General features: G+C 67.2%; 8 protein-coding genes and 3 pseudogenes. 1 reads left to right on the top strand and 10 read right to left on the bottom strand.

Annotated features, from left to right (window positions below):
- Positions 1-45: 45 nt before the first annotated feature.
- The 3 genes from ACZ9J7_RS03745 to ACZ9J7_RS03735 are packed head-to-tail and all read right to left on the bottom strand — an operon-like array spanning position 46 to position 4318.
- The gene (locus ACZ9J7_RS03745; protein ID WP_476207130.1) at positions 46-1161 is read right to left on the bottom strand and encodes a M24 family metallopeptidase; all 1116 of its coding nucleotides are present in this window, start codon (positions 1159-1161) and stop codon (positions 46-48) included.
- Positions 1158-3167, bottom strand: a complete 2010-nt coding sequence (locus ACZ9J7_RS03740; RefSeq protein WP_476207129.1) for a DUF6807 family protein — start codon at positions 3165-3167, stop codon at positions 1158-1160. The genes ACZ9J7_RS03745 and ACZ9J7_RS03740 overlap by 4 nt, the downstream gene beginning before the upstream one ends.
- Positions 3164-4318 (bottom strand): dienelactone hydrolase family protein, encoded by a 1155-nt coding sequence (locus ACZ9J7_RS03735; RefSeq protein WP_476207128.1) that lies wholly within the window; start codon positions 4316-4318, stop codon positions 3164-3166. Before ACZ9J7_RS03735 ends, ACZ9J7_RS03740 begins: the two co-directional genes overlap by 4 nt.
- A 330-nt stretch (positions 4319-4648) precedes the next feature.
- Here ACZ9J7_RS03735 and ACZ9J7_RS03730 point away from each other — a divergent pair.
- Positions 4649-6022: pseudogene (locus tag ACZ9J7_RS03730) on the top strand (ABC transporter substrate-binding protein).
- Between the two features lie 116 nt (positions 6023-6138).
- Here ACZ9J7_RS03730 and ACZ9J7_RS03725 read toward each other — a convergent pair.
- The 7 genes and pseudogenes from ACZ9J7_RS03725 to ACZ9J7_RS03695 all read right to left on the bottom strand — a co-directional run bounded on the left by ACZ9J7_RS03725 (position 6139) and on the right by ACZ9J7_RS03695 (position 16412).
- Positions 6139-7663, bottom strand: a pseudogene (locus tag ACZ9J7_RS03725) (HNH endonuclease).
- 878 nt (positions 7664-8541) lie between these two features.
- Complete coding sequence (locus ACZ9J7_RS03720; protein ID WP_476207127.1) at positions 8542-8916, bottom strand: VOC family protein; 375 nt, start codon at positions 8914-8916, stop codon at positions 8542-8544.
- Between the two features lie 42 nt (positions 8917-8958).
- Entirely contained in the window at positions 8959-9453 is a 495-nt protein-coding gene (locus tag ACZ9J7_RS03715; protein WP_476211797.1) for a helix-turn-helix transcriptional regulator, read from the bottom strand.
- A gap of 72 nt (positions 9454-9525) precedes the next feature.
- Positions 9526-9699, bottom strand: a pseudogene (locus tag ACZ9J7_RS03710) (helix-turn-helix transcriptional regulator); the annotation flags it as partial.
- A gap of 204 nt (positions 9700-9903) precedes the next feature.
- Complete coding sequence (locus tag ACZ9J7_RS03705; protein WP_476207126.1) at positions 9904-11913, bottom strand: beta-galactosidase; 2010 nt, start codon at positions 11911-11913, stop codon at positions 9904-9906.
- Between the two features lie 33 nt (positions 11914-11946).
- On the bottom strand, positions 11947-15171 hold the full coding sequence (locus ACZ9J7_RS03700) for a family 78 glycoside hydrolase catalytic domain (protein ID WP_476207125.1): 3225 nt from the start codon (positions 15169-15171) through the stop codon (positions 11947-11949).
- Entirely contained in the window at positions 15168-16412 is a 1245-nt protein-coding gene (locus tag ACZ9J7_RS03695; protein ID WP_476207124.1) for a Gfo/Idh/MocA family protein, read from the bottom strand. Before ACZ9J7_RS03695 ends, ACZ9J7_RS03700 begins: the two co-directional genes overlap by 4 nt.
- Positions 16413-16556: the final 144 nt, after the last annotated feature.

Below are 16556 nucleotides of genomic sequence, written 5' to 3'. Positions count from 1 at the left end.
AAATCCCCCGCAGCCATTCGGCTCCGGGGGATTTCTTTGTGTTTCCTACAGTTGCAGCGTCACTGGCCGGTCCAGCCCGTTTACGGTGGCCACCGGCCAGCGCGGGTCCACGGTGAGGACCTGCAGCCCGTTCTCCGTGAGCTGCACCGTGTCCTCGATCTTGACGCCCGGACCGGACGGGTTCCAGGTGAAGGCCTGGTCCGGGACCACCGTGTCCGTAGCGGCGGAGGTCACCCTCGGGTCCCGGCCCGCGTAGCCGGCCGGGCCGCCCTGATGGTGCTGCTCCCACTGGTCCGCCCCGAAACCATGGCGGACATAGGCGGCCTGGATCTCGGCGAAGATCCTGTCCAGCCGTGCGCCGGGGACCGTGGCGTCGAAGATGTCCGCCTCAACTGCCGCGATGCGGGCCTCGGCGTCGCGCTCTTCGGGGGTGCCGTCGTCGAACCTTATCCAGCGGGTGATGTTGGCAATGAGGCCGTCGCGGCGGGCGCAGACCACCGCCATTGCACGCCTGCCAAGGGGGGAATGCGTTGCCAGCGGGTGGCGGAAGGTGCTGCGGGAGCTGCCGTTGCACAGGAGCACCAGCGGCTCCGCGCCGGCCGCCACCACGCGCCCGGCAAGAGCTGCAGCGAGTTCAAATTCCGTGGTGTCCGGCCGGGCAGCGGACAGGACGTCCGTCATGATGCCTGCCATCTCCGCGCCCAGGCGGGAGTAGCGGCCGCTCTCCGCGGGAAGGAGCCGTTGGCGGGCGGCCCGCAGTTGGAGGGCAGCGTCCTCTTCCGCCAGCGGTGGAGCGGAGGAACTGCCGACGGCGGCCGCAGTCTGGTGCAGGTCCCCGTACCAGGGGGCGGTGTGCAGGGTAACGCCGGCCGGCAGCTCTTCGGCTGCAATCCGGGCAGCTTCATTGTTGAAAGTCACCAGGTGGTCGCCATCGCGGTCCACCAGGAGGGCGGCGATGGGATCTCCGGCCAGGCTGATGTGCACCCGGCTGCCGTCCAGGTACCAGGTGAGGGCCGTGTTCGTGGTCAGGAGCAGGGAGTCGCGGCCCGCGGAATCCAGGATGTCCAGGACGCGCCGGCGCTTGATGGCGCGGTCTGCCGGCGCTCCGGGAGCCATGCGGTGCTCCTGCCGGGGAGCAGCCGTGGTTGTTGTCTCGGTCATGAGGGGTCCCCCTGCTGGTGGATCAATGTTTCAATGTCGGGCGTGGCCAGGAAGCCGTCGGCCAGGAAAACGGTGATGCTGCGCCGCACCGGGCTGCCCGGCCGGGCGATAACGGGGCTGTCCCACGCCAGGGACTGCCCGACGCCCGGGTAGCCCTCTACCCGCACGAACCACGGGTCCGCAGCATGGTCGGGGGCGACGAACACCAAGGTGGCCGGGCCGCCGTCGAATGTTCCCGCCCAGGCGAGCCAACGCGTGACGCTGCCATGCGTTGCCGACTCGCCGCTTCCCGCCGGCGTCCAGACCGTGGCCCCTTCGCAGGCGGGCAGGCGCCAGAAGAATCCGCCATATCCGCCTTCGAACCGGCCGTTGGAGCCGGGGCTGCCAAGGCTGACCGGCTTGTTTCCGGCGGGGGAGAGAGCGAAGTCCAGGGACAGGCGCCAGATGGCGGGCGCGACGCCGGACCACGCCCAGGTGCGTTCCTCCACGAGGATGGGGGCGCCGTCCGGGCCCTTCCAGCTCAAGGTCTCCTGCAGGGTTCCCCCGTGCCCGCCGGCGGCATCGGTCTGCTGTACGGCCGTGGCGCTGATGCTGCCGTGGTCCGGGCGCCAGACGTATTGCCCGGCTTCACGGGTGTAGGTGCGTCCGCCCCAGAAGTTCACGCCGTCCACATCCTGCAGGGCCACTCCGGCGCCCAGGTGCCACACATGGTCCAGTGGCTGGTGGTCCGTGACCACCGTGCCGCCCAGGGTGCGGACCGGGTGCAGGTAGGGACGCGGGGAGGAGACTGCCCGGATGTGGCTGCCGTCCTGGTACTCGGCTACGGGGCTGCCGTCCACGCTCAGCGTATGGACGGGCGGAAGGTGCCGGGCCCAGGGGACGCCGAGTTCGGCGAAGGTGGATTGTGCCTTGACAGCCCGCTGGATCAGGTCTGGGATGCCGCGAACCACGGGGTGGGCGTCGTCGCCCTCGCCTTCCCAGGACAGGTGTTCCGCGCCTATCGGGGCCGGTGCGGGGGAGGTGCGGATGGCCTCCAGCACGGTGGTGAACGCACCGGTGTCCTCCAACCCGCACAACAGCGGCTCACCGGTGGCGCGGGCGGCGAGCAGGTTCTCCAGCAGGTCGGTGCGCCCGTACGACTCGCGGCGCTCGCCGTCCGGGGAGGTGATGACCACCTCGTCTTTTGTGTAGGAGAGGGTGATGTCGCCCAGCGTCCCGTGCACGGTCACGGTGGGGTCGAGCTGTTCAGGCGCGCAGAGCGTCAGGGCACACAGCAGCGTGGTTCCCTGCGCGGTGCGGACCCGGATGATGGAGGTGTCATCGCTTTCGGTGCTGTTGGCCCGGTACAGGTCAGTTTCCACGGAAGCGACGTCGGCAGCAGAGTGCGCGCCGGCCAGATGCAGCCCGGTGGCAACGGCGTGGGCCAGCGCATTGGTTGCCACGCCATCCACCACGTCGGTGCCGTCCAGGCTGCGTTTCCCGGCCCAGCGCGACCGCTTGAAATAGGCCTTGGTCCGCAGCCACTGTCCGCTGGCACTGATGCCCAGGACGGTACCGATGTTCCCTGCGTCCACCATCTCCCTGATGGCCGGCAAGGCGTGGGAGCCCAGGCTCTGGAAGCCCACCTGGACCAGGCGGCCGCTGCCTTTCGCGGCAGCAACAACCTGCTCGAACTGGGCCAGCGACGCTACCGGCGGCTTTTCGACGTAGACGTCCATTCCGGCTTCCAGTGCTGCGGCCGCCAGCGGGGCATGCGTCTGGATGGGGGTGGCAATAATGACGACGTCGGCCCCCGGCTGGGCGGCCAGCAGCGCGGCAAGATCGGGGAACACGGCGACCGACCCGCCGAGGGTGCCGGGGTGCGGCGGGTTTGGATCGGCCACAGCTACCAGTTCAAGGGCGCCGACTTTTTCAAGCCGCGCAAGGTTGGCGAGATGGCGCTCGCCGAAGCCGTGTACGCCTACCAGGGCCACCCGCGGGATGGCGGCGGAATGCTGTGTGGTCATCGGGGTCCTTGGGGAGTGTTGTGAATGGGCCGGCGGGCCAAGGCCTGCGCCAGGAAAGCGAGGGCTTCGTCCTGCATGGCAGCAGTGAAGACGTGGCCCCCGGCCCACAAGCTGCCCGTGTACCTGTCGGTGCCGGCATGCATTGATTCCAGCAGTTGGTGCGCCTGGCGCATACCGTCCTCTGGAAAGAGTTGATCGGCCAGGGCGTATTGCACCAGGAACCGGGCGGCCGCCGACCTGCCGGTAAGCTCCGGCCAGTCGCCCAGCTTCCAGAGGCCGGGAGTCTGAAGCAGCCACGAGTGTGCGTCCAGGTAGGCGGGGAGGAGGGATTCGAAGGTGGTCATCATGCATGCCACCACGGACGCCTTGATCCGGGGGCTCAGGGCAGCCAGGGTGAGCGAGCGGCCCCCTCCGCCGGAGAATCCGATGCAGCCCAGCCGGTCCTGGACCACGCCTGGCTGGGTGGCCAGGACTTCCAGGGCGGCGAGGTCGTCGTGGGCCACCATGCCTGCCAGGCTGGTGCCCAGCAGTCCTGCAGTTTTGGCAACCGTGTTCTCGTGGAAGCCCGCGGCCGCGTTGTATTCGTCCGCAGCGGAAGGAACGACGCCGTCCTCCCGCCATTGCGCGTGCTGCGCCCCGACTGCCGCTGCAGTACGCCACGGAGCTGCGGAGAGGTCGAAGCGGCGGCTGCCCCAGGCGAAGGTGTCGTGGGCCAGGACAACAAAGCCTTGTCGGGCGATGTCAGTAGCCAGGGCGCGGCCATCGTAGTGCCCGGCACGGGCGGATGCGGCTGACGGGTGGTTATTGGGGAGCTCCACCAGCCGGTCCGCGCCGCCGAACTTGTTGCCGCCGTGGCAGTGCAGTGCCAGGACGCCCGGCAGGGGATCCTGGCTCCCGGCAGGCCGCACCAGCCAACCCGTGGTGCGCGGCCCAAAGCCCAACTGCCAGCTGAGCTGGGAGGTGGTGGCGCCGGCGTCCGTTTTTTCCCACTGCACCGTCACTTCCGGCGGTGCCACCGAACCCGGTACACCCAGGGCGTCCGATAGTTCCTGCGCCGCCGCCGGCGACGTCCGGTGCCGAGGGTTGCTGCGCACGTAGGCAGGCCAGTCCTCGTAGCCGGCGATGGCACTGGGCCGTGGTGCTGGGCTCATTGTGGCCGGCTCCTTCCTCGGATCGCGTATTGGGTGGACCTATGGCCCTGGCCGTTTCCACGGCGGGCGTAGATTCCAAGAAAACGGTTTCTGCCAACTTAACAAAGGGTTGTTGGCGCGTCAACCGGCGGCCGTTCCGGGTTGGACGGTGCCCCATGGGCCTGGGGTCGAACGAGCTTGGCGGCCGGGACGCTGTCGATTCCAATTTTCCGGTGGAGCATCTTGTTCTACAAGTTTAAAGCTTATAACATCAGTTCTGGAAAGCGCTTTCACACTCTCCCTCAGATTCAGCACCCATCCCCAACAGATCAACGATGATCGGAGTACACAGTGCCACGTTCACCCCGTCCTGCGCCGCCTGCGAATCAGCCCCCAGAAGCATCTGCACCCGGCGCGCCCCGCCGCTCCAGAAAGGGCCGTGTCCGATGGGCGGCCGCGGTTGCTGCCGCGACGGCTGCCGTCCTGGCCCTCAGTGCCTGTGGCGGGGGAGCGGCACCGAAAAGCGCGGACGGCAAAGTGGAAATCCGATTCACTTGGTGGGGTGGTGATAAACGCGCGCAGCTGACCCAGGCGGCCATCGCAGCCTTCGAGGCGGAGAATCCCAATATCACGGTAAAGCCGGAGTTCGGTGACTGGAGTGGCTACTGGGACAAGCTCGCCACCCAGACGGCGGCCAACGATGCTCCCGACGTCATCCAGATGGACGAAAAGTACATCACCGAATACTCAAGCCGCGGCGCGCTCCTCGACCTCTCCAAATACGGCGTTGACACCTCAAAGCTTGACCAGGCAGCGCTGAATGCCGGCAAGAGCGACAAAGGATTAACTGGCATTGCTGCCGGTATCAACGCGGCCACCATCCTGGCCAACCCCGCGGTCTTCCAGGCAGCCGGCGTACCACTGCCCGATGACTCCACGTGGACCTGGGAGGATTTTGGGCGCATCGCGGCCGACATTACTGCCAACTCCCCGAAGGGTACGTACGGTTCGGCCGCCTACGGAACTGACGAGGCATCCCTGGGTGTGTGGCTCCGACAGAACGGTAAGTCCCTGTACACCTCGGACGGCAGGCTGGGCTTCGAACCGGGTGACATCGCCGGCTGGTGGGCCTTCCTGAAGCAGTTGAGCCAAAACAAGGCCGTGCCCCCTGCTGCCGAAGTGGTGGAGGCTGATGCTGCGCCGCTGGACCAGAGCGGCCTGGCAACCGGAAAGAACGCGATGGCCTTCTGATGGTCCAACCAAGCGCCCGCGCTGGAGAAGGCATCCGGCGGCGACCTGAAGATCCTGCGCTTCCCCTCCAAAGCCGGTGCCGCCGATGAGGCCCAGCTTTGGTACAAGGCCTCGCAGTTCTGGTCTGCCTCCTCACGCACCAAACACCCGCAGGAGGCGGCAAAGTTCATCAATTTCCTCACCAACAATGTGAAAGCCGGCGAGGCACTCCTGGCGGACCGCGGCGTGTATCCCAATTCGGATGTCCGTGCGGCGATCGCTCCCAAGCTGACCCCGGCCGATACCAAAGTGGTCAAGTTCATTGACCAAATCAAGGATGAACTGGGCGAGGCTCCGGCCCCGCCGCCGAAGGGTGCCGGTGCCATCCAGGAGATCATCAAGCGGTACACCTCAGAGGTCCTCTTTGAACGCTTGTCCCCGGATGAGGCCGGCAAGAAGGCAACAGACGAAATGAAGACAGCCATCCGCGGTTAGGCAGTGGGCAAATATGCCAACCCGGTTCTGCCCCGGGGGACTAACGGTTCCCCCGGGGCGGAGCTGTTTAAGGGCAGAGCAGTTCGAGCCAAGCGCAGCTGCCTGGCGCTGGTTCCCTATGGGACGCTGCTCTCCCTGGGCCGAGACCGCTGCCGACCATCCCCCGGTCCGTGGGCCCGTGGTGCTGCCACCCTTCCCAGTACGTGGACGGCGGGGCCCTTCAACCGCTTACCGGGCTCCAGTCCGTACTCGCCCCGAAGCGGCGGGCATTCCTCGAGGCCCCGCTGCGGCACGTTGGCGGACGGCACGTCGGCGGTCGGAAGTGCGGTGCCGGGGAGCGGTGGGGCTGTGGAGTGGTAGGTGTGGCCGGTGGGGGTGGTGGTTGCGACGGTGTGGCGTGGGCCGGGGATGGTCTTGGCGGTCCAGCCTGGTGTTTCTTTGGTGTGGTTGCAGGCTTCGCAGAGGCCTTGGCCGTTGCTGCTCGTGGTGGGTCCGCCGTTGTGCCAGGAGGTGATGTGGTCGTGGTGCCTGATGGGGGCGTCGCAGTACGGGGTCCGGCAGGTGTCATCCCTGGACCTGGAGGAGCCGTTTCAGTCCGGCCGGGAAGAGCCGGGCTTTGGAGTCCATCGCCACGAGTTCGCCGCTGCCGGGGGCGGTGTAGAGCCGGCGGACCCACAGCTGTAGTTCGTCCGCACCCGCGTGCCCGGTCGCCGGCGCCGCGGCCATTTCGGATCCTCCGGTGAAGGCGATGGTCCGTGCCCGTACGGCGGGGATGGTCCCGTAGCCGGGGAGCCGTGCTGGTTCTGCATCGGCCTGGAAGAGGGTGCGGTCGGTCATGACGAGCTGGATCTCCACCCCGGTCAGGCCGCCGGGGGTACCGGTGAGGCGTTCGACGAGGGTGTCGGCCATGACCTGTCCCCGCGACCGGTCGTCCCCGGCAGCCCGGGTAGTGTCGGCGTCCCGAACCAGGGCTGCGTAGGCGGCGACGCCCTGGGCGGCGGGGAGCAGCGCGGTCAGGAAGGTCATAGTGTCAGGGGCTGGGCGCAGGCTCACACCCCGTTCCGTGACGGCCCGGGCTGCCCGCTTCGCCACGGAGGCGGGGTCCCTTCGGTACGCCGCGGCCCGGACGGCGGCGATGATGGCTTTGTCTCCCGTGCCATTCAGGGTGCCGGTATCAGGGGCGAGTTCCTCATCAACTCCGGCCCGGTCCTCGGGGGTCAGGCAGATGGTTTCCTTGACGATCAGTGTTACCCGCCACTCGTTCAACAACCCGGTCCGGAACGCGGCGAGGGTGTGCGGCATGCCGATCAGGGTTTTGGCCAGGCCCAGCAGCCGGGAACCTTTCGCCGGGGACTCCCGCCGCGCGAGCGCGATCTGCGCCGCGACCCCGGCACCCTGCTCGACGGCCGGGACCCCGGCGTCGGCCTGTTCCCGCCGCTGCGATAGATCAAAGGCCACTGTTGTGTCGGTTTGCCGGGCACAGGCGAGTGATTTCAGGTCTTCGAGGCCGCGAATCTGGTCAATCATGCCCGCAGCATCAGCAGGAACCGGGACCCGGGCAAGCAGCGCCAGGACGTCCGCGATGGAAGGTACCGGAGGCTTCGTCTCCAGTACTGTTGCCGCCCCCACAACCGCTTCCATAGCCAGAGTCTTCCAGCACCCTCTGACAATTCCATTGGTCTTTGCGTCCTATGTGGAAAAGGCGGCTTCTAACCATCCCCGTCACTGCTGAAAGTGGTTGATTGATGGGTACTCCACTCGGCGGCGGACAGGATTTTTGAGTTCGGCATGGACGCTGGCCCCCGGGTGAGTGCCCCGTAAGAGGATCCCCTACCGGACGCCACACTGTTGCGAATCAGGACACTTGCCCGCGGGTCTTCAGTTAAAGCTGACCGGCACGGGCTTGAACCTGAATGGGCCCCCGCATCCGACACCGAAGGGATGCTCTCCAGTAGATTCCGTTTCCACTGGCAAGTTAAGGACTGTTCGGCCGCCGAGCGCAGAAGTCGCTTCAACATGGACTGAGCTGACGCTGACGGGCTGGGTTCGGTAAGGCGCAGATTGAGGTACCAACCACTTCCGCTCGTCATCAGGTTCAACCGCTTGAGGCATGCACCCTTCCCCAAAACACGCTGCCACGGATTCCGGTGGAGTTGAGAAGAGCAACTCCACGGGACCTGTGTAGGCATAACCAACGGCTGGGCACACTCTGGGATCCCGGGACATGCCGGCGATTACAGTGATGACCATCAGCACTGCGGCAATGATGCCGCCTGCCAGGAGGAATGCCCACCTACGCCTCATGAAGTGAGATTAGTCCTCAATGTCCCGGTGAAGGATCCATTACCCAACTACTGGGACTGTCTTTTCGAATCTGAGTAGCCCAAACGGCGACTGCATTCGTATCCAGCCGGGACAGCTTGGCTGTCAGGGACTGCATCGCAGAGCGATCCCCGAGCGGGCACGCGCCGTGTTTGCGCTGCAGACTCAACCTTCCGGGGCCGAAGAGGTGATTGAGCTCAGCTGGCGGGGCGTGAGAACAGGTTGACAAGGTTTCCATCAGGATCGCGAAACAGCGTCGACCTGTTTCCCCACGGCATGGTGGTCGGTTCGAGCACGATATTCTCCAGCGCAGCGTGGAGTCGAGCAAAATCGGCGTCCACGTCCGGCACGAGGAATTCGATGATGAGACTGTCATTGCTACCGAACCTGGGAGCCTGGTCACCAAGCATGCTCACGGTCTCTGTGCTCCCGATCGCGATAACGCACGTGCCCGTACGGATCTCTGCGAACACGGGAGCCGGCCGCAGAGCGGTCGCACCCGTGACTGTCTCATAGAATCGGGTGAGCCGCTCTACGTCGTGGGTGATGATGCGGATTGATGCGAAGTCCATAGGTGCTCCAGTTTGTAGGGGTCTTGCCTCGACCCGTCCAGCCTAAATTGATGTCCCGACACCGTAGTGTCGGTGTTTAGCGACTTCTCCGCCTGGGTTGACCTCGCGGAGAACCCCATGGACTATGCCGAGGTCCTCGGGATGCAGTGGGCGCTGCGGCGGCTTTTCGCCGGTCGGTTCAGCCATGCTGATGCGATCGCCACGGAACGCACGAACGCCTTCCCGGAGACGGCACCAGGCAACCAGATACCAGTCGCGGCCCTTGCCGATGTAGCCCATAGGTTCGACTTCCCGCGAAGTCATGATGGTGTTCCTGTCGACGTAGGCGATGCGAAGGACCTGCCCGGATCGGAGCGCCTTTGCGAATTCGTCAGGCACCACTGCCGTGGGGCCCTCGTCAAGGAGATGGATGCGCATAGCAAGTTCCGCAGTCTCTCTAAGATGTCGATCGTCCATGACGGCAGCGACTTTCCGCAACGCAGAACTGGCCGCGTCTCCGAACGGAGACGTCGCCAGCATCCCAAGCGCGATTGTCACGGCGAGAGCTTCGTCAACGGTGAACCCGAGCGGCGCCAGGGTGTGCGCCCTATCAAGACAGTAGCCACCGGAACGTCCAGGTTCTGCCCAAATAGGGACGCCACTCTGTTGCAGCGCCGACAAGTCCCGCTCAATGGTGCGCGCACTGACACTAAATTTCTCGGCAAGCCAACGGGCACTCCTAGGGCGCGGCGCCACAGCTCGCAGCTCCTCAACGAGTGCATAGAGCCGGTCCGTGCGAGTCACGTCTCGATCCTATAATTCCTACCCCTAAACCAGCCTGGTGGTCTCCACGACAGACCCGCTGCGACGCCGGTTAGAAACCGCCAATCATCCGAAAGAGGCGCAGCAGCCTCTAAAACAGAAACAGCTACCGGCCAACAACGATCCAGCCACAACGGCGGCACCCTAAGCCGAGTGCCGCCGTCGGGTGTTCCAGGACGCGTGTGCCTAGCCCTCGGCGACTACCGCAACACCGCCGGCCGGAACCGCGCCGCCAAAGGGCTCACCCGTAAGCAGGTCGGTGCCGGTGGCAGTAACCGAGGCATCCGAGCGCGTGTGGTTGATCGCGAACAGGAAGCCCTTCCCGTCCTCGGAAAGACGGCGGACAAGCTCCACCCCCGCATCGGCCTCGGCAACAGCGGCAACCCCGGATTCGGCGAGCAGCCTGTCCAAGAGGGCATCGATCCCGTCCGGGTCCGGGAACGTGGCAAGGTACCAGGCCGCCCCGGAACCCACGGGCCGCCGGGTGAGGGAAGGTACGCCGTCCAGCGGATACTCCGTAAAGGTCTGTACCGCCTCGGCGCCGGCCAGATGCACATGCTCGCTCCACACCGACGAGACCGTCCCGTCGCTGAGTTTCAGCTGGGACCCGTCGAGCAACGGGTGGAACTCTTCCACACGCACGCCCAACAGCTCGCGGAACGCACCCGGATAGCCGCCCAGCCGCACGTGGTCCTGCATATCCACAATCCCGCTGAAATAGCTCACCAGCACCGTGGCCCCGGCTGCGGCGGCCGCAGCGATGTTGGCGGCGGAGTCATCGGACACGGCGTACAGCGTGCACACCAGCACCAGGTCATACCCCTCCAGCGACGCGGACGGGTGCACCAGGTCCACGGAAATTCCGCGGAGGAACAGGGCACGGTGGAACGCCCGCAGCAGGTCCAAATACTTCACGTCGATACTGGGCTTCGAATCAATCTCGCTGGCCCACCACGCCTCATAGTCGAAAACAATGGCGGCCCGGGATTGAACCCGCGAACCGCGGACGGGTTCCAGCCGTCTCAGCGCGGCGCCCAGCTCCACAACCTCGCGCCACACCCGCGTGTCCCGGCCGCCGTGCGGCACCATCGCGGAATGGAACTTTTCCGAGCCGGCAAAGCTCTGGCGCCACTGGAAGAACATCACGGCGTCCGCCCCGCGCGCCACGTGCGCCAGGGAATTGCGCAGCATCTCGCCGGGCAGCTTGGGCTGGTTGCGCGGCTGCCAGTTCACGGCCGACGTCGAATGTTCCATCAGGATCCATGGGTCACCGCCCGCAATGCCCCGGGTAAGGTCCGCGCTGAACGCGAGTTCCACCTGCCGTTCAGGGTCGGCGGCCACGAGGTAGTGGTCGTTGGCGATGACGTCCAGATCGTTGGCCCACGCGAAGTAGTCCATGGACTTGGTGGCGCTGGAGGCCATCAGGTTGGTGGTGCAGGGGATGTCCGGGGTCACTTCGCGCAGCACAGCCACGAGGTCCCGGTAGTAGTCCATCAGGGCCCAGGAGTTGAACCGTTGGAAGTCCAGCTGCTGGCCCGGGTTGAGCGTGGACGGGGCGACGGACGGCGGCAGGATTTCGTCAAAGGAACCGTAGTTCTGGGACCAGAACGCCGTGCCCCAGGAGGCGTTGAGCGCATCGACGGTCCCGTACCGGCGCTCCAGCCAGGCGCGGAAGGCGGCCGCGTCCTCATCCCCGTAGAACTCGGAGATGTGGCAGCCGAGTTCGTTGTCCACGTGCCACAGGGCCAGGGCCGGGTGGTCCTTGTAGCGTTCGGCGATCACGCGGGTAATGCCGGTGGCGTAGCGGCGGTACACGGCCGACGACGGCGTATAGTGCCGCCGCGAGCCCGGCCCCAGCACGGTCCCGTCAGCCGTGACCGGCAGGATTTCCGGGTGCTTGCGGACCAGCCAGGCCGGGGGAGCGGCGGTGGCGGTGGCCAGCGCCACCTTCACCCCGATGCCCGCGAGGTTGTCCATGACCTCGTCCAGCCAGCCGAAATCGTACCGACCCTCGGCCGGCTCCAGCAGGGCCCAGGAAAAAATGCCCACGCTGAGGAAATTCACCCCAGCCTCCTGCATCAGTTCCAGATCCTCCGCCCGCACGCTGCGGGGCCACTGTTCCGGGTTGTAGTCGCCTCCGAAGGCGAGGCCCTGCACCCTGCTCCAGACAGGGGACGGGCCGCTGGTTTCCTGCATATTTGGGGCTCCTCGTGTGTTCATCTGGCTTCTTCACTCCGGCGCGAAGGTCCACGTTCCAGTGTGGACCCGGAATTCCCTGGTGGTCCCGGCAGTACTGGCTGCACCTTCCGGAAGCGACCTGGGGGCCGGCCCATCCGGCGTCGGCCCCTTGACCTCGTAGGGACCTGCCGGCAGCCGGACTGTAGCCAGCACTCCCGGCGGCACGCTGCACTCCACCTCCACGAGGGGACCGTGCCGGCGCCAGCTGACGTCCGCCCAGCCGTTCCCGGCGGGCACACGGCCCCGGGCGTGGTCCAGGCAGCACAGCGGCGGCTCAATCAGGACTTCGCCGGGCGTCACGTTCCGGACGCCCAGCAGGTGTTCGAGAATCTCCTGGATTACCGATGCGGACCAGGCGTGGGACTGGCTGTAGTCGGTGCCGTCCACCAGGTCCCAGGCCTCCCAGGTGAATGTGGCGCCGCGTTCCAGGAGCCGGGCCCAGCCTGGCTGGCCGCTGTTGGTCAGCAGGTCCAGGACCGCGTCGGTCATGCCCTGGCCCAGCAAAGCGCGGACCAGCCGGTGCACGGTCATCGGCCCCTGCCGCATCCCCATGGCCGCGATCCGGACGGCATCCTCTTGGGCGTCGGCCGGATCGGTGATGCCCAGGGACAGCGGGAAGGAGGTGGCGTGCTGCGACGCGTGGGAACTGGGTGTCCCGTCCCCGTGGAGGCCGTCGATCATCACCCCGTCAACCCGCAGGCGTGACCGGATGGCACCGGCCAGGGTCCGGGCCGACGCCGCATAGCGGGCTGCTGCATCCGCGTCACCAACTGCGCCGCAGAGCCGTGCCGTTGACATCAGTGCCGAGTACGCCTGGGCGTTGACTGTGGTTTTGGCCGCACACTCCATGTCGTACCCGAACCGGCCAGGCGCGGGCCAGTCGACAATGCCGTGCAGGTAAGGGCCGGAGCCGCCGCCCAGCCTGGTGACCAGCCCCGCCGTCGGGCCTTCCCCGGGAATGTACCGCAGCGCATAGTCCGCCGTATCGCAAAGGTGCGGCAGCAGCTCGCGGATGAGCGCGAGGTCCCCGGTGCGGCGGTGGTACTCCTCGGCCCACTCCGGGACCATCAGGGAGAAATCGGGAATGTCGCGCTTGCCGTCCCCATTGGGGTAGACGGCGTTGTAGCGCCCTTTGTCCTCCCCATCGGTCCAGTAACGGCGCGCAGACCAGCCGAACTCCCGCAGCGCCTGCGCCGTGTAGGCATGCTCGCCGAACAGGGTCATGGTGGCGTAGGAAATGTTCGCGGCGTCAGCCAGGAACTGGCCTTTTTCCCGCGTTGGTGTGTCCACGAACTGCTCCTGCACCCCGTACAGCGCCGAATCCCGCAGCAGCCCGAAGACGGCGTCCAGGGTGGGATCCGAGCTGGAGAAGCTGCCCTCGCCGGGATGGCGTCCGCGGACCACCACAGCACCGACCCTGGATACCTCAGCAGGATCAACGCCGGGAAGCTCCAGGTAACGGAAGCCCAGGTGCACGGTGGCGCGGAACTGCTGGGGCCCTGCCGCCTGGGTATAGGGGAAGGACATGTCCGTGTTTTGGCTGGCCGTCTTTCCGGCATCCACCCGGCCGTCCGGGCGGAGGACGTAGCCGGCCCGCAGCATCACGGTGCGGCCGGGGACGCCGTCCAGGAAGTCGATCATCGGGCGCCCGGGCAGGACCTGGCCGAAGTCCGCAACCAGGGTGCCGTCGCCGGCCGCCAGGAATTCGCGCGGAGCCACGAACTCTTCGGCCAGGGACGTGCGGCGCGGGTGGAGGCGGGGAAAGTCCGACGACGGGTGGTGGCCGCACAGGATTGCGGCGGGCAGGTCGTCGGCAGGGTTGAGGGACGCCGCGGCCTCCCCGTCCAGGTGTTCCACGGGGTCGCCCTCGTCGTTCCGGTAGCCCGACTGCCGGTATGGCGCCTCACCTGCGGACCAGCCGGGACCCGAACCGAACACCTCGCGGCGCCCGTCCGTGTATTGCACGCTGAGCCGGGCCAGGAGGCCCGGAAGTCCCGCGGCCCTGCCCTGGCCCGGGCCGTACCAGTGCAGCAGGGCTGTCACCGGAACCGGCGTCCCTTGCGGCTGTGCGGCCAGCACGACGGTGACGTCCGCGGCGTCGTAGTAGCCTTCCCCGGGGTATCCGAACGACGTCACGCTGAGGCTGTGGACCCCTGCGATCGACACTTGTGCGTGATGGTTGGCTGCCAGGTACAGGCGCGCCCGTTCGACCTCGCCGGTGAGCTCAACGGCGGTGCGGAACAACGTCCATTCGTCAGGCTGGCGGAAGGCAGTGGTCCGGGTCCAGGCGGCCAGGCTGTCGCACCCGGCCTCCGCGCCGCCGTCGAACTTTTGATCCATCAGCGGCGAGCCCCCGGCGACAACCCGGAGGGACGCGTACTCAGCCTGGCTGCGCGGGCCTTGGTGCAGGGCCAGGCGCCCCTCCAGCCCGGCCGGCTCCTGCACCGCCATCAGCTCGGCGCCGTTCACGGACACCGTGATGCGGTTGCCGTCGTCCGCCACGGCCACGTCCAGCCAGCCCCCATCCGGCCCCGGCTGGATCCCCGCATCCGCACTTGCCAGCACTGTGGTGGGCGGAGTGGCTGCGGCAGGAATCTCCCATGCGGGAGTCCGCCGCAGCACCAAGGTGCCGGCCTGGTCCAGTTCGAGGAGCACACCGGTCCCTGGTCCGCCGCTACGCAGGATCATGCCCGCCCGGCCCATCACGGGCCGCAGCCGGGCTTCCAGCTGGAAGCTGCGCACGGGCGGGCAGGGGAGGGGGAGGAACGGCGATCCCGCCACGCGGAGCGCGCCGTCCAGAATCTCGAGTGGTGCCCGGCCGCCGGGAGTACGGCGGATCCATTCCGCCTGCCAGGAGCCGTCATCCAGGCCCGTGCTGAATGGGCTGGCAGCCGACCATTCGCCGGCGGCTCCGGTGGCGTCCCGGACCCGGACGCGCCAGGCATAATCCGCATCGGTTTCCAGCCCGGGACCGGTGTAGGGGATATGCCGGTGCTTGTTGTCCGCAACCCAGCCGGAGCTCCAGGCCTGGGCCCCGGAGCCGTCTTCCAGCGCTATCTCATAGCCGGACTGCCGGGCCCGTGCAGGGTCGTGGTCCCCGGCCTGGGCCAGGTCCCAGCCGAAGGTCGGGCGGCCGGAGGCCGTGAGGCATTCTTCGAGCCCGTCCGTCAGGAGGTGGACGGCCAGGAGTTGGCCGGAACTGGATTCATCGTTCATGGGGCCGCGGGAACCGTGAAGGCCACCGGAGCCGAGTGCGCCCAGGGAAGTCCAAGTTCGCTGAACGTGGCATGCTGCCGGCCGGCCTGTTCAAGGGCCGCCTCGATCCCCGCGACCACTGCATGCGCGGAGTCGCCTTCGCCTTCCCAGCGGACGTGTTCCGCGGCGATCAGTGCGGGCGCCGGTGCGGTGCGGATGGCCTCCAGGACCAGCATGAAGGCGCCGCTGTCCAGGAGCGGACTGATCAACGGCGTGCCGTTGCTGCGGTGGGCCAGGAGGTTTTCCGTAAGGTCGTCCCGGCAGAAGGTCTCTTCCGTGGTGCCGGCTTCCGTTGAAACGGTGAGGCGGTCTTCGGTGTAGTGGAACACCGCTGTTCCCGCGGTTCCCTGGAGGGTCACGCAGGGTTCAACGGACCCGGCGGCGCACAGCGTCAGGGCGCAGGTGATGGGCAGGCCTGCGGTGGTGCGGATCCTGATGACGGATGTGTCGTCGGATTCGATGCCGTTGGCGCGGTAGAGCTCGGTTTCCACGGAGGCGAGATCGGAGGTGGTGCGTGCACCGGCGATCCGGAGGGCTGTTGCGACGGCGTGCGCCAGCGGGTTGGTTGCCACGCCGTCCACGACGTCCACGCCGTCGATGGTGCGCTTTCCGGCCCAGCGTGACCGTTTGTAGTAGGCCTTGTCCCGGACCCAGCGCCCGGTCGTGGAGATGCCCTGGAGCGTGCCGATTGTACCGGCCGCCAGGAGGTCTACGATCGCCGCCAGGGCGTGCGAACCAAGGCTTTGGAACCCGATCTGCACGCTGCGGCCTGACGCCGATGCCGCCTCTGCAAGGCGCGTGAAGTCGGCCAGGGATGCCACGGGCGGCTTCTCCAGGTAGAGGTCCGCGTGGGTGGCCAGCGCTGCAAGTCCCAGCGGTGCATGGGTCTGGATGGGGGTGGCCACAATGATGGCATCCAGGTCCGGGGTATGGGCCAGGAGCTCGGGCAACCCCGGGAAGACCATGGACGACGCCGGCAGGGACCCCGGTGCGGGCGGATTGGGATCTGCTGCGGCAACGAGTTCGACGGCGCCTGCCGTGGCGAGCCGTTCAAGGTTCAGCAGGTGCTGGGCACCGAAGCCGTGCACGCCGACCAGCGCCACGCGCGCCGGCGCATTTCCCTGTTGGGGCCGGCCGGTCCTGCGGTCCCCAGATTCCCGTTCAAGTGTTGTTGGAAGTGCCGCGCCGGCAGGCGTTGCCATGGTTCTCCATTCGGCCCAGCAGGGCAATCAGGTCTGGGGCGCCGTCGTCTGTGGCTGGCGCGCTTCAAAATAGGGGCCCGCCGGGACGTGCAGCGGGCAGGCAAAGGCCGGGGTGCTTGTTTGGCCACGCACCCCGGCCAGTGC

Source organism: Pseudarthrobacter sp. TE9888 (genome assembly GCF_056279345.1).
The sequence above is the reverse complement of the archived record's forward strand: the minus strand, read 5'-3'. Positions and strand labels throughout refer to the sequence as shown.